Source organism: Microbacterium sp. HD4P20 (genome assembly GCF_019449275.2).
Classification (GTDB): domain Bacteria; phylum Actinomycetota; class Actinomycetes; order Actinomycetales; family Microbacteriaceae; genus Microbacterium.
The window spans coordinates 528861-548562 of sequence record NZ_JAHZQZ020000012.1; the positions used below are offsets into that span (position 1 = coordinate 528861).

Genomic DNA, 19702 nt, shown 5'->3' on the forward strand with positions numbered 1-19702 from the left:
CCCGGTGACCCGCATCCGGCCGTTTCGCCCCGGCGACGAACCTTCGCTCGCCGACATCTGCTTGAGAACGGCGGATGCCGGTGGAGACGCGACCGGCGTCCTCGACGACGACGACCTGTGGGCGGAGATCTTCGTGCTCCCGTATGTCGAACGGCACCCCGACTTCGCGTTCGTCGCCGAGACCGATGATGAACGCGTCGTGGGTTACATCGTGGGGGCGCCCGACACCGACGCGTTCGAGGAATGGTTCGCCGCCAAATGGTGGCCACGACACACCGAGCGGTGGCCGCAGCCGGCGGGTCTGCCACCGACGCACGCGGCCGAGGCGGCTGCCGGTCCCGAAGTGGCGGCACCCGAGACAGTGGTGGAGTCGCGCCAGGACGGCATCCTCCGGTACGCGTACGCGCGCCTGGGCGGGACTCAGCCGTTCGGCCCCGAGTACCCGGCACACCTGCACATCGATCTGCTCCCCGAGGCGCAGGGGCAGGGCCTCGGCCGCAAGCTCATCGCGCGGCTGGAGCTGGCGCTGCGAGGCGCCGGTGTCCGGGGCCTCCATCTGGTCGCGTCGGCAGAGAACGCCGGAGCGATCGCGTTCTACCCGCGCGTCGGCTTCACACCGCTGGCTTCGCCTGACGGGACGCAGGCGTTCGGCAAAGTGCTGTAGACCACCGCTCCCTGAAGCACAGGGCGTTGGTTCGCGCCAGTCCCGGCGCCGTGCCGCCGCCCCGACGTAGTCTGCCGTCATGGACGAGCTCTCCACGCCCACCGGCCGCGAGCCGATGCTCACCGCGGTGCCGCGCGCAGACGGCTCGCCGCCACGGGCGCTCGTGCTCGGCGCCACCGGCTACATCGGTGGGCGGCTGGTGCCGCGGCTTCTCGGCGCCGGCTACGACGTGCGCGTCCTCGCGCGAGACCCCCGGCGGGTGACCGCCTTCGCCTGGGCCGACCGGGTCGAGGTCGTGGGGGCGGATGCGTCCGATGCCGCGGCGGTGAAGGATGCCGTGACCGATATCGACGTCGTCTTCTACCTCGTGCACTCGATGTCGGCGGGGAAGGGCTTCGAGTCGGCGGACCGCCGCGCGGCCGAGACGGTTGCCGCGGCCGCGGCCGCGGCATCCGTCTCGCGCATCGTGTATCTCGGAGGACTGCATCCGGGCGGCGTCGCACTGTCGCCGCACCTGCGCTCCCGCGTCGAGGTGGGAGAGGTGTTCCTGCGGTCGGGTGTTCCGACGCTGGTGCTGCAGGCCGGCGTCGTCATCGGATCGGGATCGGCCTCGTTCGAGATGGTGCGGCACCTGACCGAGGTGCTTCCGTACATGCCCGCGCCGAAGTGGGTGCGCAATCACATCCAGCCGATCGCCGTCCGTGACGTGCTGCACTACCTGCTGGGCGCGGCGCGCGTCGCACCGGAGGTCAACCGCGCGGTCGACGTCGGCGGGCCCGACGTGCTGCGCTACGGACAGATGATGAACGGGTACGCCGTCGAGGCGGGGCTGCACCAGCGCCCGATCGCGGCCCTCCCCGTGCTGACGCCGCGCCTCGCATCGCACTGGGTGAACCTCGTCACACCGATTCCACGCTCGATCGCGCGGCCACTGGTGGAGTCGCTGCAGAACGAGTGCGTCATGAAGAACCACGACATCGACGACCTCATCCCCCCGCCCGCCGAAGGACTCACTCCGTACCGGGCCGCTGTGCGGGCCGCGCTCAGTCGTGTCGAGGCCGACACCATCGAGACGAGCTGGCAGGACTCCGAGGTGCTCGGGGTGCCGAGCGATCCGCTGCCAAGCGATCCGGAGTGGGCCGGGCGCACCGCGTTCACCGATGTGCGGACTGCGCACACGACGGCATCGCCGCAAGCGCTCTGGCGGGTGATCGAAGGGATCGGCGGTGAGAACGGCTGGTACTCGTCGCCGTTGCTGTGGGCGATTCGCGGGTGGATGGACCGGCTCGTCGGCGGCATCGGGCTGGCGCGCGGTCGCCGCAGCCGCGCGCGTCTCGCGGTCGGCGATGCGCTCGACTTCTGGCGCGTCGAAGCGCTCGAGCCGGGACGGATGCTGCGATTGCGGGCCGAGATGAAGGTCCCCGGCCTCGCGTGGCTGGAGCTGCGTGCCACGCCCGACGACGAGGCCGAAGGCGCGTCGCGGTACGACCAGCGCGCGGTCTTCTTTCCCCGCGGGCTCGCCGGCCGCCTCTACTGGCTCGCCGTGCTGCCGTTCCACGGCTTCATCTTCGCCGGCATGGCCCGCCGCATCACCGCCACGGCAGAGGCATCCGCCGCCTGAGTCCGGCCGCGCGGGACGAGGGTCGCGGACGAGTGCCCGTCGCCGCGTCCGTCGTCGTCAGGCGAGGATGCGGCCGTCTTCGATCCGCACGACCCGGTCGACCAGGGCCTCAGGAACCGCGACGTGCGAGATCAGCAACACGGCCTGGTCGCCGCGCACCGCCCCGAGCAGGTCGGCGAGAAGGAGATCGGATGCCGCGGGGTCGACCCCGGCCGTCGGCTCGTCGAGCACCAGCACCGGGAATCCGCGCAGGAGCGCCCGCGCGAGTGCGATTCGCTGGGCCTGACCGCCCGACACGAGCGCGCCGCGCTCGCCGACCCGTGCGTCGAGCCCGCCGCGCTCGCGCAGCCACGAGCCGAGGCCGACTCTCGCCAGGACCGCCTCGAGCTCGGCATCCGTCGCCGTCTCGCGTGCGAACAGCAGGTTCTGACGGATGTCCTCGTCGAAGAGCATGGGCTGCTGCTCGCAGAGGCCCACCGTCAGACGCACGTCGTCGCCGGCGAGGTCGTGTACCGAGCGCCCGCCGATCGTGTAATCGCCGTCGGTCTCGAGGAAGCGCACCAGGGCGTGTGCGAGCGTCGTCTTGCCCGCGCCGCTGGACCCCATCACGAGCACGCGCTGGCCGGGACGGATGTCGAGGTCGATGTCGTGAAGGGAGGGCACGGCCGCGCTGCCAGCCGAAACCGAGGTGCCCGGCCACCGGACCGCCGCGCCGCGCAGCCGGATGCCGTCCCCGAATTCTGGGGCGACGCCGGTGGGCGCGACGTGCTCGTGGACGAGCGCGGCCGGCGACTCGGCGGGCACGGCGGAGGCGATGCGCTCGGCCGAGGCTCGCACCTGGCGCCACGATGCGGCGGCGAGCGGCACGGCGGCGAACACCTCGAACACGGCCATAGGCACGAGCACGACCACCGCGAGCCACGGGCCACCCAGGGCGCCCGACGCGATACCGGGTGCGGCGGCGGTGAGGGCGGCGATCGAGGCGGCTCCCGCCAGCAGTGAGACCAGTGCGGCGGTGCCGGCCTGGGCCCCCGCGCGGCGCACCACGGCGCGGCGCAACGCGGCGTCGGCTGCGGCGATGCGGGCACGGCTCTGCTCCTCGGCGCCGAACGCTGACAGCACGTCGAGGCTGCCGAGGTGGTCGAGCACCGCGTCGGCGAGCCGAGCGCGCAACGGGGCGATCGACCGTTCGGCGCGGGCGCCGGCTGCCCAGCCCCACAGCGTCGCGACCAGGGCGGCCATCGCGAGGCACGCGAGCAGTGTGAGTGCGGCCGGCCACCACACGAACGCGACCAGCACCACCGCACCGACCGCGACGAGCGCCGACGCGGCCAGCGGCTGCACGACGCGGAGCGGGAGATTCTGCAGATCATCGACGTCGTCGACGAGCGCGCCGAGCACGGAACCCCGGCGGGTGCGCGCCAGTCCGTCGGGAGCGAGCGGCACGAGTCGCCGCACCAGCTCCGCCCGCGTCGAGGCGAGCTGGCGCAGCGCGGCGTCGTGCCCCGTGAGGCGCTCGAGGTAGCGGAAGACGGCACGCGAGATGGCGAAGAACCGCACGCCGACGACAGCCGCCGACAGATAGAGCACCGGGGGCTGCTCGCTCGCGCGCACGATCAACCATGCGCTGACGGCGAGGAGGGCCACGGCGGATGCCTCAGAAGCGAAGCCCGCCGCGAGGGTCCACCAGAACCGCCGCGCCGGCGGCATCGCGCCGCGAAGCACCGTGCCCGCCGAGACCGTCGCCGGGCGCTCGGCTGCCACGATCGGCCGTCGAGCGCCGATCGTGACGGGCGAGGGGGAGGTCGACCCGAGGTGCGTCATGCGAAGACCTCGCTCGGCTCGAGACGCACGACCTGGTCGGCGATCTCGCGGGCCGACACCCGGTGCGAGATGAGCAGCACCGTCGCGCCGGCGTCGGCGAGCCGACGGACGGCCCGCCATAGTCGCGCCTCGGTCCCGGGGTCCAGGGCGGAGCTCGGCTCGTCCAGCGCGATGACCGGCGCTCGACCGCGCAGGTGGCGGTACAGCGCCCGCGCCACCGCGACCTGCTGAGCCTGTCCGCCCGAGAGTCCGGCGCCCTGCACGCCGAGCTTGAGGGCCGGATCCAGTCCTTCGCCGCAGGCCAGATCCAAAGCGCGGCGCACCGTCGCGGCGTCCGGAGCCGCATCGCCCAGCGCGACGTTGTCGGCGATCGTGCCGGCGAGAAGCCCGGGCCGCTGACCGGCCCACGCGAGCCAGTCCGACGGCGCGAGGTCGCGGACGTCGGTGTCGCCGAGCATGGCGTCGCCCTCGAACGCTGCGGCGCCACGAAGCGCTGCGAACAGGCTCGACTTTCCAGCCCCGCTCAGACCCTCGACGAGGGTGACGGTCCCCGGGCGCGCAGCGAAGCTCACGGCAGGCAGCTGCGCCCGCTCTCCGCGCCGGACCCTCACCGCGTGCAGCACGAGGTTCCCCTCCTCCGGTCCTGCACGCGGCTTGCCGACCGGGGTGAGCGGACCAGACCGCTCACGCGCGGCATCCAGCACCGCGAAGACGTCGTCGGTCGCCGCCACACCCTCGGCCGCGGCATGGAACTGCACGCCCACCTGACGCAGCGGCAGGTACGCCTCGGGCGCGAGCAGCAGCACGAACAGGCCCACGGCGAGCGTGAGAGCACCGTCGATCAGGCGGAAGCCGATCGACACCGCCACGATCGCGACCGAGATGCTCGCGAGGAATTCCAACGCGAAACCCGAGAGGAACGACACGCGCAGGACGCGCATGGTCTCGCGCCGGTATTCGTCGGTGACGCGTTCGATGGATGCCGCGGCCCGATGATGGCGCCCGAAGACCTTCAGAGTCGACAGGCCCTGGACGGTGTCGGCGAAGCGCGCGGCGAGCCGTTGCAGGATCAGCCATTGCCGCTGCTGCACGGTGCGCGTCGCCAAGCCGATGAGCACCATGAAGACAGGAATGAGTGGCAGCGTGAGCAGCACGGTCAAACCAGAGAGCCAGTCCTGCCCCCACATCACCGCGAGGATGAGCGGTGTCGCCACGACCGTCTGCACGAGCTGTGGCAGGTACCGGCCGAAGTAGGCCTCGAGCGCGTCGAGCCCGCGGCCCGCGGTGACAGCCAGCTGCGCCGAATTGCGGGAGCCCAGCCACTCCGGGCCGAGCGCGCCGACGGCTTCGACGAGCGCCGCGCGCAGCTGCGACTGCACGCGTGCGGCCGCGCGGATCGCGACCGCCTCGCGCGCCCACACCAGCGCGGCGCGCAGCGCGACGACGGCAGCCAGCGCCGCGAGCGTGCTCGCGAGGGCGGGCACCGGCATCCCGTCGATCGCTCCCGTGATGACGCGTGTCAGCAGCCACGCGAACGCGACGATCACCGCCGTCTGCGCGACCGCGATGGCGCCGATCGCCACGAAGAACCCGCGGGAGGCGCGAGCGTACCGCAGCAGCCGAGGGTCGACCGGTCGGGTGCCGGTGGCAGGTGGTGCGCTCACGGTCGGTGCGCCGCGGCCGACGCGGCCTCGATCCGAGCGCGCGTGATGCGCTTGCGGAAGATCCAGTATGTCCAGCCCTGGTACGCCAGCACGAGCGGCAGGAAGATCAACGCCGCCCACGACATGATCGTGAGGGTGTAATCCGTGCTGGAGGCGTTCTCGATCGTCAGCGAGTACTCCGCGGCCGTTGTCGAGGGCATGACGTACGGGAACAGCGCGAACCACAGCGCCAGCACCGCAGACACGATCGTGAACGCGCCGAACCCGAACGCCCAGCCCTCGCGGCCGCGGGCATTCGCGATCCACGATGCGACCAGCAGCAGGGCGGCCACGGCGGCCAGCACCGCGGTGATCATGGCGAGCTCCCTGCCCTGCGAGAAGGCCATGACGACGGTCCACAGGAGGAACGCAGCGCCCACGACGATCGTGAGCAGGCCTGCCCGGCGGGCGAGCCGGCGGGCGTCGGCGGCGACCTGACCGTCTGTCTTCAGCGCGACGAAGTACACCCCGTGAGTGAAGAAGAGCAGCAGCATCGTGACCCCGCCGAGGAGGCCGTACGGGTTGAAGAGTGTCAGGAACGACCCCGTGAACTCCATGCTGGCGTCGATGGGAACGCCTTGCACGATGTTGGCGACAGCCACGCCCCACAGCAGCGCGGGCACGGCCGAGCCGATCACGATCATGCGATCGAAGGCGCGCTTCCACCGCAGGCTGTCGCGCTGGTGGCGGTACTCGAACGAGACGCCACGCAGGATGAGGGCCAGCAGGATCAGCAGCAGAGCGAGGTAGAACCCGCTGAACAGCGTGGCGTACCAGTGCGGGAAGGCGGCGAACAGGCAGGCGCCGGCCACGATGATCCACGTCTCGTTGAGGTCCCAGACGGGACCGATGGTGTTGATCACCTGGCGACGACTGACGTCGTCTTTGCCCAGGAACGGCAGTGACATGCCGACGCCGAAGTCGAAGCCGTCCAGCACGAAGTAGCCGACGAACAGGAATCCGACGATCCAGAACCACAGGTAGGCAAGATCCATGGCGAGCTCCTAGTAGACCGTCGTGGGGGTGTGCTCGACCGCGAGGTCACGCGGATCGGGGTCGTCGGGGCCTGGCAGAGGGTCGGGCCCCGTCTTGGCGGTCTTCACGATGAGCCCGAACTCGACGACCGCCAGCGCCGCGTAGATCAGCGTGAACGCCACGAGCGAGATGAGCACCGTCCACCCCGGCACACTCGGTGAGACGCCGTCCTCGGTGAGCATGAGGCTGAACACGATCCAGGGCTGACGGCCCATCTCGGTGAAGACCCAGCCGACGAGGATCGCGAACAGCGATGCTGGCCATGCCCACACCGCCAGTCGCCAGGCCCACGCCGGCACGTCGCGCTTCGCGCGCTTGCGCGTGAGCCAGAGTCCCACCACAGCGGTGAGCGCCGCCACGCCGCCGAGGCCGATCATCCAGCGGAACGCCCAGTAGGTCACCCACACGATCGGGGCGAAGTTGCCGTCGACCTGGTCGGCGAACTGCGGGAACAGCTCGGTCGTGTACTGCAGGTTGAGGTCGTTGATTCCTTCGACACAGCCGTCCAGGCTGTGGGTCGACAGGAACGCCAGCAGATACGGCACGCGGATGGAGAAGAGTTCGCTCGTGCCGTCGGGCGTGCCGAGCGTGAAGATCGAGAACGACGCATCCGCTCCGCACGCACTGTCGAACATGGCCTCGGCCGCCGCCATCTTCATCGGCTGCGTGGCGACCATCACGAGGCTCAGCTGGTCGCCGGAGAGGGCGACGCCGGCGAAGGCGACGATCATGCCCCACAGCCCGTACTTCAGCGACGACCGCATCATCTCGATGTTCTGCTTGCGCAGCAGGTGCCACGCCGAGATCGAGATGATGACACCCGCGGTCATCATGAACGCCGCGAACAGCGTGTGGGGGAGCGCGGCGATCGCAACCGGATTCGACAGCACGGCGAAGAAGTCGGTCATCTCGGCCCGCGAACCGTCTTCGGCCATGCGGAAGCCGACCGGATTCTGCATGAACGCGTTGGCCGCGAGGATGAAGTAAGCCGAGAACCACGCGCCGATCGTGGCGATCCAGATGCTCGCGAGGTGCAGAGCGCGCGGGAGCTTGTCCCACCCGAAGATCCACAGACCGATGAAGGTGGCCTCGAAGAAGAAGGCCATGAGCCCCTCGAAGGCGAGCGGGGCGCCGAAGACGTCGCCCACGAAACGCGAGTACGACGACCAGTTCATGCCGAACTGGAACTCCTGCACGATGCCGGTGACGACGCCCATCGCGAAGTTGATCAGGAAGATCTTTCCGAAGAACCGGGTGAGGTGCAGCCACTTCACGGCGCCGGTGCGAAACCACGCGGTCTGGAAGATCGCCACCGTCAGCGCCATGCCGAGGGTCAGCGGCACGAACAGGAAGTGGTACAGCGTCGTGAGTCCGAACTGCCAGCGGGCGAGCAGCAGAGGGTCCAGAAGATCCACGATGCGTTCTCCGATCGCTCTGAAGGGCTGTGGTCTGACCACACTAGCATGTGGTCGGACCACATCCGACTGCGGTCGGAGATCTCCCGATCGCCACGCTTGCGGAGCCGGCCGCCCGGGGCACGACTACCCTCGAGAGCATGGCGATCGACGCAGCGGCGACGGCGGCGGGTCCGCGCACATGAGCGCGATCCCGGTGAGCATCGGGCGACGGATGCCGGAAGCCCGGGCATCCGCCACGCTCGAGGCGCACCCGGGCGCACCCCTCATCGACACGCACGGACGCGTGCACCGCGACCTGCGCATCTCGCTGACCGATCGGTGCTCGCTGCGGTGCACCTACTGCATGCCCGAGCAGGGCAACGAGTGGCTGGCCAAGACGAGCATCCTCACGCTCGACGAGATCGAGCTCATCGCCCGCACCGCGGCAGCCGACGGCATCACGACGTTCCGCCTCACCGGCGGCGAACCGCTGCTGCGCACCGACATCGTGGAGATCGTGCGCCGCCTGGCCGCCATCAAGGGGCCGGACGGGCGCCCGGTGCAGATCGCGATGACCACCAACGGCATCCGGCTGCGCGAGGTGCTTCCCGTTCTCGTCGACGCGGGCCTCGGGCGCCTGAACATCTCGATCGACACGCTGCGCCGCGATCGGTTCCACGAGCTCACCCGCCGCGACCGGCTCGACGATGTACTCGACGGGATCGCCGCGGCGGCGGCATCCGATCTTCGTCCCCTCAAGCTCAACGCGGTGGCGATGCGTGATGTCAACGACGACGAGCTGGTCGACCTCGTCGAGTTCGCGATCGAGCACGATGCGCAGATGCGCTTCATCGAGCAGATGCCCCTGGACGCCGGGCACACATGGGACCGCTCGCGCATGGTCACCCAGGACGAGATCCTGGGCACGCTCGGCCGGCGCTGGGAGCTGACACCTGTGGCCGGTCGAGGGGGCGCGCCGGCCGCGCAGTGGCTGCTCGACGGCGGCCCCCACGCCGTGGGGGTCATCGCCTCGGTCACGGCGCCGTTCTGCGGCGACTGCGACCGGCTGCGCCTGACAGCGGATGGCCAGCTGCGAAACTGCCTGTTCTCGACGACCGAGTACGACCTGCTGCCGATCATGCGCGCCACGGCCGGCGAGCGCGAGCGCGAGATCGACGGGATGCTGCGCGCCTGCGTGCGGGGCAAGCTGCCGGGGCACGCGATCAACGACCCTGCGTTCCTCCAGCCGGCACGCGGCATGAACGCCATCGGAGGCTGACATGGGACGCATCACCTCGCGCAGCCCCGTCACGCGCATCACGCTCGGCGAGCACGGCGCCGCGGTCCGGCGCCGCGCCGACACGCTCGCGGTGGAGGAGCCGCTCGAGATCCGGCTCGCGGGGGAGCCCCTCACCGTCACGATGCGCACGCCGGGTCACGACATCGAGCTCGCGGCCGGGTTCCTGGTGTCGGAGGGCGTCATCTCAGCCGGCGGGCACTTCCGCTCCGCCATCCACTGCGGCGGCCCGGGCACCGGCGCGGTCGGCATCACCTCCACCGAGAACACCTACAACGTCCTCGACGTCACGCTCGCCCCGGGCGTGGAACCGCCCTTGACCGACATCGCCCGCAACTTCTACACGACGAGCTCGTGCGGCGTGTGCGGCACCGCCTCGATCGAGGCGATCGAGAAGATCTCGCAGTACGACGTCGGCGCCGACGACGTGGTCGTCGATGCTGCGCTGGTGGCGGGGCTTCCCGACGCGCTGCGCGCGGGTCAGGCCGTGTTCGACAAGACGGGTGGGCTTCACGCCGCCGCGCTGTTCGACGCCGCCAGCGGTGAGATGCTCGTGCTGCGTGAGGACGTCGGCCGTCACAACGCCGTTGACAAGGTCGTCGGGTGGGCCGTCCTCGAAGACCGGCTGCCGCTTCGTGCAACGGTGCTGCAGGTGTCGGGGCGAGCGAGCTTCGAACTCGTCCAGAAGGCCGTGATGGCCGGCATCCCCATTCTGTCGGCGGTGTCGGCACCGTCATCGCTCGCCGTCGAGTTGGCCGAAGCATCCGGGCTCACCCTCGCCGGCTTCGTACGGGGCCCGTCGATGAACCTCTACGCGCGCGCCGACCGCGTGCGAGAGCCGAGCCTGCGCCCCTGAGGTTCGGAGGGCCATCGGCTCTCGGAAGACCACGCCCGGGCCGTTGGGCCAGACATCCCGCGGGCCCGGCATGGCGCTGCCCGCCGGTCCGGAAGGAGGGCGGGCAGCGTCAGGGCGCCTGGGATCACCGCCTGGGGGTGCGGTTCTCCGCGCTCACCATCCACGAGAGCTGCTCGACGCGTTCGAGGATCGCGTGGAGGATATCGGCACTCGTGGGGTCTTCTTCGTCGACGGCGTCGTGCACATCGCGGCACGTGCCGGCGACGGCATCCAGCCTCTCGGTCATGAGATCCACGACCTCGGTGGTCGCGATCTCGCCCTGAGGGAACTCGGGCAGCGTGGTGGTCTGAGCGACCTGATCGCTGCGGCCGTCGGGAAGGGCGTGCAGGGCGCGCATGCGCTCGGCCACGTCGTCGGCGAACCCGCGTGCGGCCTCGATGATCTCGTCCAGCTGCAGGTGGGTGTCGCGGAAGTTGCGGCCCACCACGTTCCAGTGCGCCTGTTTGCCCTGCAGCGAGAGCTCGATGAGATCGACGAGCACCTTCTGCAGGTTCTCACCGAGGGTTTCGGATGCGGTGAATCCGCGCTCCGCATTCTGCTCCCGAGTCAACTCGGCGCCCGCGCCGCCACGTGCGCTGCGGCGCGTGCCGGTGCCGGCCGATGAGCGGGCGCTGCTCTTGCTCGCCGTCGTCTTGCTCGCGGTCGTGCTCTTCTTCGCGGTGGTGGGGGCCACTGTCGCTCCGTTCGTGGGGTGTTCCAGAGGTTACTTATCCGGTTGCCGTTCGGCCCGGGGATTGCCCTCCGGCGAATGACGTGCTAGCCGGCGGTCGCCGCTGCGTGCACCGGCCCGGCGGCGCGATCGTGATGGGATGGGACCGTCATGTCTGTCGACCGAACGCCTCGTCCCGACCAGCTGCCCACTGCCGGCGAGATCGCCACGGCGGTGCGGTTTGGTGAGCGATCGGCGCGCGAGGTCGTCGAGGATCACCTCACTCGGATCGCGAGGGTCAACCCGACGGTGAACGCCCTCACGGTGATCTTCGCCGATCGCGCGCGCGAGACCGCCGAGCGCCTCGATGCCGTGATCGCGGCGGGTGGTGACCCCGGACCGCTCGCGGGCGTGCCGATCTCGGTCAAAGAGAACATCGACCTGACCTGGTCCGCGACGACGAACGGCTGGCGGGGTATGGCCGACGCCGTTCCGGACGCGGACGCCACCATCGTGCGGCGCGTGCTCGATGCCGGGGCCGTACCGATCGCCCGCGGCAACATGCCCGATTTCGGCATGCGGTGGGACACCGACAACGACTTGTTCGGGCGCACCCAGAACCCGTGGGATCCGGCGCGCAGCGCCGGGGGGTCCAGCGGCGGAGACGCCGTCGCCGTGGCGACCGGAATGAGCGCGGTCGGGCTGGGCAATGACTTCGGCGGATCGCTGCGGCTGCCCGCGTACGCGGTCGGGGCGTTCGGTCTGCGACCGTCGCGGGGCAGGGTTCCGCGTGCGGCCGTGCGTGAGCTGCCCGTCGCCCTCACGCTGCAGCAGTTCTCAGTGAACGGACCGCTTGCGCGCAGCGTCGACGACCTCGCCGTTGCCCTTGACGTGATGGCGGGTTGGGATGCCGACGATCCGGTCTCGCTCGACGCTCCGCACGTGCGGCCCGAGGATGTGCCCCGCCGCGTCGGCGTGGTGCGCGCCCCGCTCGGCCACGGGGTCGCACCCGAGGTGGCAGACGGGATTGCCCGAGCCGAGGCATCCCTCGTCGCTGCCGGGTGGGATGCGGTGGAGCTCGAACTGCCCCTGCTCGAGGAGGCAGCGGTGATCTGGCGACGGCTGTCGTGCACCGACATGCTCGTCTCGCTTGACCCGCAAGCGCTGGGCCGGCCGCTGGGGCGTTCGGCGGCCAGGTTCCTGCGCGACAGCACCGCAGCCGCCCGGCCGTACGAGTCGGCGCACGACTATGCGGCGGCGTGGGCCCGGCATGCTGTCATCGCGGCTGAGTGGCGGCGACTTCAGGTCGAGGTCCCGGTCATCCTGGGGCCCGTCTCGACGTCGCGCATGCGAGAGCCCGACTACGACCTCGGGGGGACGGATGCTGCGGACCGCGCCTGGCGCGATCTGACGCTGACCGTCGCGGTGAACTTCCTCGGCCTGCCGGCGCTGGCGCTGCCCACCGGTGTCGCTGCGGACGGCATGCCCACCGGTGTGCAGCTGGTAGGCCCGATGTACGGCGAGGATGTCGTCTTCGCCGCCGCTCGTGACGTCGAGGCACGCCAACCCCGCATGCCCTCGTCCGCTGCGGCGTGACCCTGACCCGGGTCTCGCCACCCCCTTCGGACCGCCCCACGTGTTTCTCGCCGAGCATGTCCCCTTCTCGCCGAGCATGTCCCTCCCTCGCCGAGCATGTCCCTCCCTCGCCGAGCATGTGTGTTTCTCGCCGACCATGTCCCCTTCTCGCCGAGCATGTGTGTTTCTACGCGAGCATGTGTGCCCGGCATAGTCGGCGGAGGACGACATGGTCGGCAGAGGACCGACATGGTCGGCGAGAGATCGACATGGTCGGCGAGAGACCGACATGGTCGTGAGAGGACCGACATGGTCGGCGAGAGATCGACATGGTCGGCGGGAAACCGACATGGTCGTGAGAAGACCCACATGGTCGGGAGAAGACCCACATGGTCGGGAGGGGTTGCCTCGCGTCAGCGCATCGGGGTCTCGGGCTGGGTCGGGAAGGTGGGCTCCTCGGGGTGAGGTGCGAGCGGCTCGTCGGGGTACGGGGCGGCAGGCTCGATGGGTTCGCCGGGCCGCTCCGGATTGGGCGTCGGCGTATCGGGCATACCCGGCGCACCGGGCGCGCCCGGACCAGGGGGCGTCGTGCCGGGGGCGGGCTGGGGCTGAGTGGGGTCGGTCATGAACGACAGACTGCCCTCGGCCCTGTGCCGCGGCGAGGCCCTTGACCCCGCCCGGACGCTGAGCTACCGCACGGCCGAGCCATACCGCAGGGGCCCGCGCCTAGGCTGGTGGCCGTGGCATCCGTTCTCAACGTCTCGGCGTATCTGTTCACGCGGGTCGACGACCCGCACAGCTTGCGCCCGGTGATGCGCGAGAGTGCCGTGGCCGCGGGCCTGAAGGGCACAATCCTCCTCGCGCAGGAGGGGATCAACCTCTTTCTCGCCGGCGATCCCCGCGCGGTGCGCGGCTTCGTCGACGCCCTGTGCAGCGACCGGCGATTCGCTGAGCTGACGACGAAGGAGAGCTGGTCATCACGCCAGCCGTTCGGACGGATGCTCGTGAAGGTAAAGCGCGAGATCATCCGCATGGACCATCCCATGATCCGCCCTGACGTGGGTCGGGCCCCGGCGGTGGACCCCGTGACGCTGCGGCGCTGGCTCGATCAGGGGCGCGACGACGATGGCCGCGAGGTCGTTGTGCTCGACACCCGGAACGCCTTCGAAGTCGACTACGGCTCGTTCGCCGGTGCGCTGGACTGGCGCCTCGAGCGGTTCACCCAGTTTCCGGATGCCGCTGCCGCCGCGGCCGCGGATCTTCGGGGCAAGACCGTCGTGAGCTATTGCACCGGTGGAATCCGGTGCGAGAAGGCCGCCCTATACCTGCGGGAAGAAGGCGTCGAGGCGTTCCAGCTGGAAGGCGGCATCCTCGGCTATTTCGAGCAGGTCGGCGGCGCGCACTGGACGGGCGACTGCTTCGTGTTCGACGAGCGCGAAGCCGTCGGGTCCGACCTGGCGCCGCGGTCCGCGCTCGCCTGACACCGGCTCGGGTGAGGCGGGCGACCGCACATTGTCAACACCCTGTCGAGCGGAGCCGCAGGTCGCCTAGCGTCGCGTTGTGGACGGCATCCGGGCGATGACATGGAACGTGTGGTGGCGGTTCGGCGGCAATTGGCGGGAGCGCGAGCCGGGACTGCTCGAAGTGCTGCGCGGCACTGCGCCGGACCTGCTGGGCATCCAGGAATGCTGGGGCATGGGGGACCGCACGCAGGCCGACGTGTTCGCCGAGGCCCTCGACTGCCACGCCGCTTTCATCGAGGTCGGACTGCCGCCGGCACCCGAACCCGTCGAGGAAGAGACGCAGGCGGGGGCTGTGATGGGGCTCGGGCTGGTGAGCCGCTGGCCGATCGAGTCTGCCGAGAGCGTCGACCTTCCCTCCGACGGTCGACGCAACGCGGCCCTCGTGGCGACGGTCGCCCACCCTGTCGGAACGACGCGCGTGGTCGTGGGCGCCACGAGCTGGGAGCCGGAGCGGATCGAAGAGACGGCGCTCCAGGTTCAAGAGCTTCAGCGCCTTACACGCGACGGTCACTCGCTGCGCCCCGGCCCGAGCATCCTCATCGCTGATCTGAACTACGATCCCTCGCAGCCGCCGCTTGCCGGACTTCATCTGCAGGACGCTTGGAACGCCGCCGATGACGGCGCCGACCCCCGCACGTTGAGTGCGACCAACCGATTCGCGCCGGTGGACGCCAGGGACCAGTACGACCGGCGCATCGACCACATCCTGTACCTTCCGGGTTCGCAGGGGGCGGTCGCCACCCGCGCGTGGATCGTTCGTGACGAGCCGCACGGGATGCCGCCGTCGGACCACTATCCGGTGGTCGCCGACATCGCGATTGGTGCTGGCCCTCTGCCGCACGAGGAGAGTGCCCCGAGCGCATCCTGGATGCGCTGACGCTGCCTGCGCGCCGCACTGTTCACTTTCCGTTCCATTCGCAGTCCGGCGGTCTCGTAATTCGCGGTCACCTGCCGGGATTTGAGTGTCTTCCAATAACCCCCTCATCCCGGAAGGTACCGCCATGCGCCGCGTCGCAGCCCCCGTCCTCGTTCTCGTCGGCCTCAGCGCTCTCGCCCTCACCGGGTGCCAGGCCACCGCATCCGCCTCCGACTCGTCGGCGCCCGCGGACGCCCCCATCACCATCGCCACCCTCCCGCTCGGTGACGACCCCAGCGCTGAGAACCCGATCGAGGCGTTCGCCGAGCTGCTCGAGGCCGAGACGGGACGCACGGTCGAGGTGACCGACGTGCCCGACTACCTCAGCGTCGTCGAGGCCATTCGTGCCGACCATGTCGACATCGGCATCATGAGCGGCTTCCCGTCGGCACTGGCCGTCAACACCGGCGAGGTCGACGCCCTCCTCGCGTGGAAGGGTGACGACACCCCGGTCTCGACCTGCGTGGTGCTCAACGACTCGCCGATCCGCGAGATCGAGGACCTGGAGGGCGCCACCGTCGCGTTCGCCGATCAGGCATCGAGTTCGGGGTACTTCATGCCGGTGTACATGCTGCATGAAGCGGGCCTCGAGCAGAACGAGGACTATGAGGCGGTCTTCGCCGGAGGCCACGAAGGCAGTTTCGCGGCCCTCGCGCAGGGACAGGTGGATGCCGCCTGCACCGCGATCATGCTGACCCAGCTCGGCGAGCCCTACTTCCCGTTCGCCGACGGCGAGTGGCGGGGAGTGGGCGAGAGCCCGTCGATGCCGGTGGCCGGGACCGTCCTTGCCCGTCAGTCGCTCGACGATGAGACCCGCACCCTCCTGGAAGAGTCCCTTCCGGTGGTGTTCTCGGACGAGAACGCCGCGGCGCTCGGCGCGCTGGGTGAGGGCTTCATCGGGCGCGAGACGACGATCTCTCCCGAGCCGGAGCTGTTCCAGGGCTTCGTCGACATCGCCGCGGTCGCCGGCGTGAAGCTCGAGGACCTGCGCTGATGACGCTGACGACGGATGCCGCGGCCACCGGCGGTGCCGTCGGAGCCGGTGGTCCCGTGGTCGCGGTGCGCGACCTGGTCGTCGCCTACGATCGCACACCGGTGCTGACCGGCGTCGACATGGACCTGCTTCCGGGCGAGACCGTCGCTCTGCTCGGGGCCTCGGGCTCTGGCAAGTCGACTTTGATGCGCAGCCTCACCGGCTTCGCCCCGATCACGACGGGCAGCGTGCGGATCGACGGTCGCGACGTGGCGTCGATGCGGCACGCCGAGCTGCGCCGGCTGCGCGCGCATGTCGGGCAGGTCTTCCAGCAGTTCAACCTGCTCCCTCGGCTGAGCGTGCTGACGAACGTCCTCGCTGGCGGCCTGCATCATGCCGGACCGATCAACCTCCTCGGCGGCTTCACCCGCGAACAGCGCACCCGCGCGCTCGAGCTGCTCGATCGCGTCGGCATCGCGCACAAGGCCGCCGAACCGGCGCGATCCCTCAGCGGCGGCCAGCAGCAGCGCGTGGCGATTGCGAGGGCGCTGATGCAGCAGCCCCGCGTCATCCTGGCCGACGAGCCGGTCGCGTCCCTCGACCCCAAGCTCGCCGATTCGGTGCTCACCCTGCTGCGCGGCATCGCACGGGAGGACGGCATTCCGGTGCTGGTGAGCCTGCATGTGCTGCCGCTCGCGCTCGCGCACAGCGACCGCGTGATCGGCCTGCGCCATGGCGAGGTCGTCGTCTCGGCGGCGACCTCGCAGCTCGACGCGGACGCCCTTTCGGTCGTGTATGGCGACGAGTCGGCAGAGGAGGGCAGCGACCATGAGCACCACGGCTGAGCGCCCGCAGCGCGAGAAGGGGCCCGCGCCGCAGCTCGATCCGCGTGAACGCGAACGGCTCGAGCACGCGTTCCGCATCCCACGGATGAGGTTCCTCCTCGGGATCGCGGTCGCGATCGTCGTGCTGGTCTGGTCGTTCCACGGCGCGGAGTTCAACTTCGCCAAGCTCGCAGACGGCGCGGTGAACATCACCGAGTTCCTCGGCCGACTCTTCCCACCCGACTTCTCGGACTTCGGCACGATCGTCGCGCTCCTCATCGAGACGCTGCAGATGGCGATCGTCGGGACTGTGCTGGGCGCGGTGTTCTCGCTCGTCGTCGCGTTCGGAGCGGCCTCGAACATCGCGCCGAAGTGGGTGTACTACCCGTGCCGGTGGCTCATGAACATCATCCGCTCGGTCCCCGACCTGGTGTTCGCGCTCATGTTCGTCTCGGCGGTGGGTCTGGGTCCCTTCGCGGGCATCCTGGCGATGACGCTCGGCTCGATCGGCTCGATCGGCAAGGTGTTCGCCGAGGCGATGGAGTCGGTCGATCGCGGGCCGCTCGTGGCCATGGAGGCGGTGGGCGCCTCGAAGCGGCAACTCATCCAGTACGGCGTGCTGCCACAGGCGTCGCCGCTCCTCGTGTCGTACACGCTGCTGCTCTTCGAAGGCAACGTGCGCGGCGCGACCATCCTCGGGCTGGTCGGCGCCGGCGGCATCGGTCTGGAGCTGACCACCGCCATGCGCATGTACGACTACGGACACCTGTGCGCCATCGTCATCTGCATCATCGTGCTCGTCACGGCGATCGATCAGGGCAGCGCATTCATCAGAAGGAGAATCACATGACGACCACGCTCACCGAACTCGAGCTCAGCCCACCGGTCAATCTGCGCGATCTCGGCGGCATCCCCGTCGACGGCGGCGTGCTGCGCGAAGGGCTCGCGATCCGCACCGATGACTTGGCATATGTCACCGACGAGGTGGCCGCGGGACTCGTCGACGCGGGGCTTACCGCGATCATCGACCTGCGCTCACCGCTCGAGGTGAGCGTCACCGGACGCGGGCCATTGGCGGGGCATCCCATCTCCTATCACCATCTGCCGCTCATCGCGGATGTCGGGCGATCGGTGGCGGAAGGTCGCCCCGATTTCTCGCACGAGGGAATGGGTGAGATGTACGTGCGCATGACGGAAGGCGCCGCCCCGCAGCTCGTCACCGCGCTGAACGTCATGGCCTACACGCCGGGCGCGACGGCTTTCCACTGCGCCGCGGGAAGGGATCGCACCGGCGTGCTCGCCGCGATGCTCCTCCTGGTACTCGGTGCCGACGACGAGGAGATCGTCGCCGACTATGCACGTACCGGAGAGAACATGGCGGCGATCATGCGCCGGACGCGCCCGGTGATGGCGGCGATGTGGCAGGCGCTCGGGTTCGACCTGGATGCCGTCGACGCGTCGTCCTCGCTGATGCAGGGCTCGATGGCCGTGTCGATGCGCCTGCTGCTGGCCACCCTGCGCGAGCGACACGGTGACGCGCTCGGCCCGTTGCGGGCGGCAGGCCTCGGCGACGACACCATGGCGCGGCTTCGTGAGCGAGCCCTCGCGGTATGACCATCCTGCAGGCAGCAACCGAGGCATCGGCGCGCCGCGGTCCCGGTCGTCCCCGCGACGAGGAGCTCGACGCCCAGATCATCGGGGCCGCCCTCGGTCTCATCGACGACAGCGTGCCGGTCACGGTGAGCCGACTGGTGGTGCGCAGCGGGGTCAGCCGAGCCGCGATCTATCGCCGCTGGCCGTCGATGACCGCGCTCATAGCGGCCGCGCTCGATGTCGGGCGCTCGGTCCCGCCCGACATCGACCTGTCGGGCGACCTGCGCGACGCTGTCCTCTCGTCCTTTCTCGGGGGGCAGTCCGTCACCGATTCGGGATATACGGAAGAGCGCTTCCGGCAGCGGATCCGCTTGGCCATGGCCGATCGAGAGCTGCAGAAGGCGTACTGGCGCTCCCACGTCTCTCGTCGCCGGGTGAGCCTCGAAAAGGCACTGCAAGCCGGAATCGATCGCGGCACGCTGCGTTCCGACCTCGATCCTGCGAGCTGCTTCGACCTCATGGCTGGAGTCGTGTACTACCAGATCGTCGTCCGCGGAGACGAGATCACCGACCCCGAGGTCCAGGCGCGATGCCGTCAGGCCCTCGAGATCGCATGGCGCGGTATGGAAGCCCGATGAACGGAATCGAGCGGATGCCTCCGCTGAGGCATCCGCTCGATCTCATCCTGCGTGGGTCTGATCAGCGTTCGACGTCTCCGCGCCACGCGCCGGTCTCGCGGTCGGCGCTCTCGATGAATTCCTTGAAGTTGCGCAGATCCTTCTTGACCGCGTGCGTGCCGGCGCCGACGAGCGAGCCCAGCTGCTCGAGGGCATCGGACGGGGTCCAATCGATTTGCACGGTGACTCGTGAACTGGTGTCGGAGAGCTTGTGGAAGGTCACAACTCCGGCGTGAGCGGTGTCGCCGCCGGCGCTGCGCCACGCGACACGCTCATCGGGGTGCTGCTCGGTGATCTCGGCGTCGAATTCGCGCGTGAACATGCCGACCCGGACCTTCCATCGCAGGTGGGTGTCGTCGAGCTGCGTGATGGACTCGACCTCGTCGAGGAAGTTGGGAAAGCTCTCGAACTGCGTCCACTGGTTGTAGGCCATCGTGACCGGCACGTCGACGTCGATGCTTTCGATGATCTGAGTCATGGCTGTCTCCTCTCGCCCGGACGCCGGGCGTCGGATG

Annotated in this window: 19 protein-coding genes; 12 read left to right on the forward strand and 7 right to left on the reverse strand. The window is 69.9% G+C overall.

Features of this window, described 5'->3' with window-relative positions; all coding sequences use genetic code 11:
- Positions 1-4 precede the first annotated feature (4 nt).
- Together K0817_RS07485 and K0817_RS07490 are read left to right on the forward strand one after the other, a co-directional pair.
- Positions 5-664 carry a GNAT family N-acetyltransferase gene (locus K0817_RS07485; RefSeq protein ID WP_219980735.1) on the forward strand — a complete coding sequence of 220 codons (660 nt, stop codon included), beginning with the start codon at positions 5-7 and terminating at the stop codon, positions 662-664.
- A 79-nt stretch (positions 665-743) separates the two neighbouring features.
- Positions 744-2285 carry an SDR family oxidoreductase gene (locus K0817_RS07490; RefSeq protein WP_219980736.1) on the forward strand — a complete coding sequence of 514 codons (1542 nt, stop codon included), beginning with the start codon at positions 744-746 and terminating at the stop codon, positions 2283-2285.
- A 57-nt stretch (positions 2286-2342) separates the two neighbouring features.
- Here the strand turns inward: K0817_RS07490 and cydC are convergent, their stop codons facing one another.
- Genes cydC through K0817_RS07510 form a run of 4 tightly spaced genes read right to left on the reverse strand, consistent with a single transcriptional unit; the run spans position 2343 to position 8262 of the window.
- Positions 2343-4109 carry a thiol reductant ABC exporter subunit CydC gene (cydC, locus tag K0817_RS07495; protein ID WP_301339725.1) on the reverse strand — a complete coding sequence of 589 codons (1767 nt, stop codon included), beginning with the start codon at positions 4107-4109 and terminating at the stop codon, positions 2343-2345.
- Positions 4106-5773 carry a thiol reductant ABC exporter subunit CydD gene (gene cydD / locus K0817_RS07500; RefSeq protein WP_219980737.1) on the reverse strand — a complete coding sequence of 556 codons (1668 nt, stop codon included), beginning with the start codon at positions 5771-5773 and terminating at the stop codon, positions 4106-4108. The genes cydC and cydD overlap by 4 nt, the downstream gene beginning before the upstream one ends.
- Entirely contained in the window at positions 5770-6807 is a 1038-nt protein-coding gene (cydB, locus tag K0817_RS07505) for a cytochrome d ubiquinol oxidase subunit II (RefSeq protein ID WP_219980738.1), read from the reverse strand. Before cydB ends, cydD begins: the two co-directional genes overlap by 4 nt.
- A 9-nt stretch (positions 6808-6816) precedes the next feature.
- Positions 6817-8262, reverse strand: a complete 1446-nt coding sequence (locus tag K0817_RS07510) for a cytochrome ubiquinol oxidase subunit I (protein WP_219980739.1) — start codon at positions 8260-8262, stop codon at positions 6817-6819.
- A 181-nt stretch (positions 8263-8443) separates the two neighbouring features.
- Between K0817_RS07510 and moaA the strand changes: the two genes are divergently transcribed.
- Complete coding sequence (moaA, locus tag K0817_RS07515) at positions 8444-9523, forward strand: GTP 3',8-cyclase MoaA (protein ID WP_219980740.1); 1080 nt, start codon at positions 8444-8446, stop codon at positions 9521-9523.
- Between the two features lies 1 nt (position 9524).
- Positions 9525-10397 (forward strand): formate dehydrogenase accessory sulfurtransferase FdhD, encoded by an 873-nt coding sequence (gene fdhD / locus K0817_RS07520; RefSeq protein WP_219980741.1) that lies wholly within the window; start codon positions 9525-9527, stop codon positions 10395-10397.
- 124 nt (positions 10398-10521) lie between these two features.
- On the opposite strand, the gene K0817_RS07525 is transcribed toward fdhD, so the two are convergent.
- Positions 10522-11007 carry a Dps family protein gene (locus tag K0817_RS07525; protein WP_253735249.1) on the reverse strand — a complete coding sequence of 162 codons (486 nt, stop codon included), beginning with the start codon at positions 11005-11007 and terminating at the stop codon, positions 10522-10524.
- A 270-nt stretch (positions 11008-11277) separates the two neighbouring features.
- Between K0817_RS07525 and K0817_RS07530 the strand changes: the two genes are divergently transcribed.
- Positions 11278-12702 (forward strand): amidase, encoded by a 1425-nt coding sequence (locus K0817_RS07530; RefSeq protein ID WP_219980743.1) that lies wholly within the window; start codon positions 11278-11280, stop codon positions 12700-12702.
- A gap of 392 nt (positions 12703-13094) precedes the next feature.
- On the opposite strand, the gene K0817_RS07535 is transcribed toward K0817_RS07530, so the two are convergent.
- The gene (locus tag K0817_RS07535; RefSeq protein ID WP_219980744.1) at positions 13095-13307 is read right to left on the reverse strand and encodes a hypothetical protein; all 213 of its coding nucleotides are present in this window, start codon (positions 13305-13307) and stop codon (positions 13095-13097) included.
- Between the two features lie 114 nt (positions 13308-13421).
- Between K0817_RS07535 and K0817_RS07540 the strand changes: the two genes are divergently transcribed.
- The 7 genes from K0817_RS07540 (at position 13422) to K0817_RS07570 (ending at position 19148) form a co-directional block, all read left to right on the forward strand.
- Positions 13422-14162: a sulfurtransferase gene (locus K0817_RS07540; RefSeq protein ID WP_219980745.1), complete on the forward strand. Its 741-nt coding sequence runs from the start codon at positions 13422-13424 to the stop codon at positions 14160-14162.
- A gap of 79 nt (positions 14163-14241) precedes the next feature.
- Positions 14242-15081 (forward strand): endonuclease/exonuclease/phosphatase family protein, encoded by an 840-nt coding sequence (locus K0817_RS07545; RefSeq protein ID WP_219980746.1) that lies wholly within the window; start codon positions 14242-14244, stop codon positions 15079-15081.
- Positions 15082-15205: 124 nt separating this feature from the next.
- Positions 15206-16114, forward strand: a complete 909-nt coding sequence (phnD, locus tag K0817_RS07550; RefSeq protein WP_219980747.1) for a phosphate/phosphite/phosphonate ABC transporter substrate-binding protein — start codon at positions 15206-15208, stop codon at positions 16112-16114.
- Complete coding sequence (locus tag K0817_RS07555; RefSeq protein WP_219980748.1) at positions 16114-16938, forward strand: phosphonate ABC transporter ATP-binding protein; 825 nt, start codon at positions 16114-16116, stop codon at positions 16936-16938. The genes phnD and K0817_RS07555 overlap by 1 nt, the downstream gene beginning before the upstream one ends.
- Entirely contained in the window at positions 16922-17767 is an 846-nt protein-coding gene (gene phnE, locus K0817_RS07560) for a phosphonate ABC transporter, permease protein PhnE (protein WP_219980749.1), read from the forward strand. The genes K0817_RS07555 and phnE overlap by 17 nt, the downstream gene beginning before the upstream one ends.
- On the forward strand, positions 17764-18531 hold the full coding sequence (locus tag K0817_RS07565) for a tyrosine-protein phosphatase (protein ID WP_219980750.1): 768 nt from the start codon (positions 17764-17766) through the stop codon (positions 18529-18531). The genes phnE and K0817_RS07565 overlap by 4 nt, the downstream gene beginning before the upstream one ends.
- Positions 18528-19148: a TetR/AcrR family transcriptional regulator gene (locus K0817_RS07570; RefSeq protein WP_219980751.1), complete on the forward strand. Its 621-nt coding sequence runs from the start codon at positions 18528-18530 to the stop codon at positions 19146-19148. The genes K0817_RS07565 and K0817_RS07570 overlap by 4 nt, the downstream gene beginning before the upstream one ends.
- Before the next feature lie 61 nt (positions 19149-19209).
- Here the strand turns inward: K0817_RS07570 and K0817_RS07575 are convergent, their stop codons facing one another.
- Positions 19210-19665, reverse strand: a complete 456-nt coding sequence (locus K0817_RS07575; RefSeq protein ID WP_219980752.1) for an SRPBCC family protein — start codon at positions 19663-19665, stop codon at positions 19210-19212.
- Positions 19666-19702: the final 37 nt, after the last annotated feature.

What these genes read in the sequence shown, in the direction of transcription:
- K0817_RS07490 (WP_219980736.1), top strand. Translation starts at nt 744, where the DNA reads ATGGACGAGCTCTCCACGCCCACCGGCCGCGAGCCGATGCTCACCGCG.
- cydC (WP_301339725.1), bottom strand. Translation starts at nt 4,109, where the DNA reads ATGACGCACCTCGGGTCGACCTCCCCCTCGCCCGTCACGATCGGCGCT.
- cydB (WP_219980738.1), bottom strand. Translation starts at nt 6,807, where the DNA reads ATGGATCTTGCCTACCTGTGGTTCTGGATCGTCGGATTCCTGTTCGTC.
- moaA (WP_219980740.1), top strand. Translation starts at nt 8,444, where the DNA reads ATGAGCGCGATCCCGGTGAGCATCGGGCGACGGATGCCGGAAGCCCGG.
- fdhD (WP_219980741.1), top strand. Translation starts at nt 9,525, where the DNA reads ATGGGACGCATCACCTCGCGCAGCCCCGTCACGCGCATCACGCTCGGC.
- K0817_RS07530 (WP_219980743.1), top strand. Translation starts at nt 11,278, where the DNA reads ATGTCTGTCGACCGAACGCCTCGTCCCGACCAGCTGCCCACTGCCGGC.
- K0817_RS07535 (WP_219980744.1), bottom strand. Translation starts at nt 13,307, where the DNA reads ATGACCGACCCCACTCAGCCCCAGCCCGCCCCCGGCACGACGCCCCCT.
- phnD (WP_219980747.1), top strand. Translation starts at nt 15,206, where the DNA reads ATGCGCCGCGTCGCAGCCCCCGTCCTCGTTCTCGTCGGCCTCAGCGCT.
- K0817_RS07555 (WP_219980748.1), top strand. Translation starts at nt 16,114, where the DNA reads ATGACGCTGACGACGGATGCCGCGGCCACCGGCGGTGCCGTCGGAGCC.
- phnE (WP_219980749.1), top strand. Translation starts at nt 16,922, where the DNA reads ATGAGCACCACGGCTGAGCGCCCGCAGCGCGAGAAGGGGCCCGCGCCG.
- K0817_RS07565 (WP_219980750.1), top strand. Translation starts at nt 17,764, where the DNA reads ATGACGACCACGCTCACCGAACTCGAGCTCAGCCCACCGGTCAATCTG.
- K0817_RS07570 (WP_219980751.1), top strand. Translation starts at nt 18,528, where the DNA reads ATGACCATCCTGCAGGCAGCAACCGAGGCATCGGCGCGCCGCGGTCCC.
- K0817_RS07575 (WP_219980752.1), bottom strand. Translation starts at nt 19,665, where the DNA reads ATGACTCAGATCATCGAAAGCATCGACGTCGACGTGCCGGTCACGATG.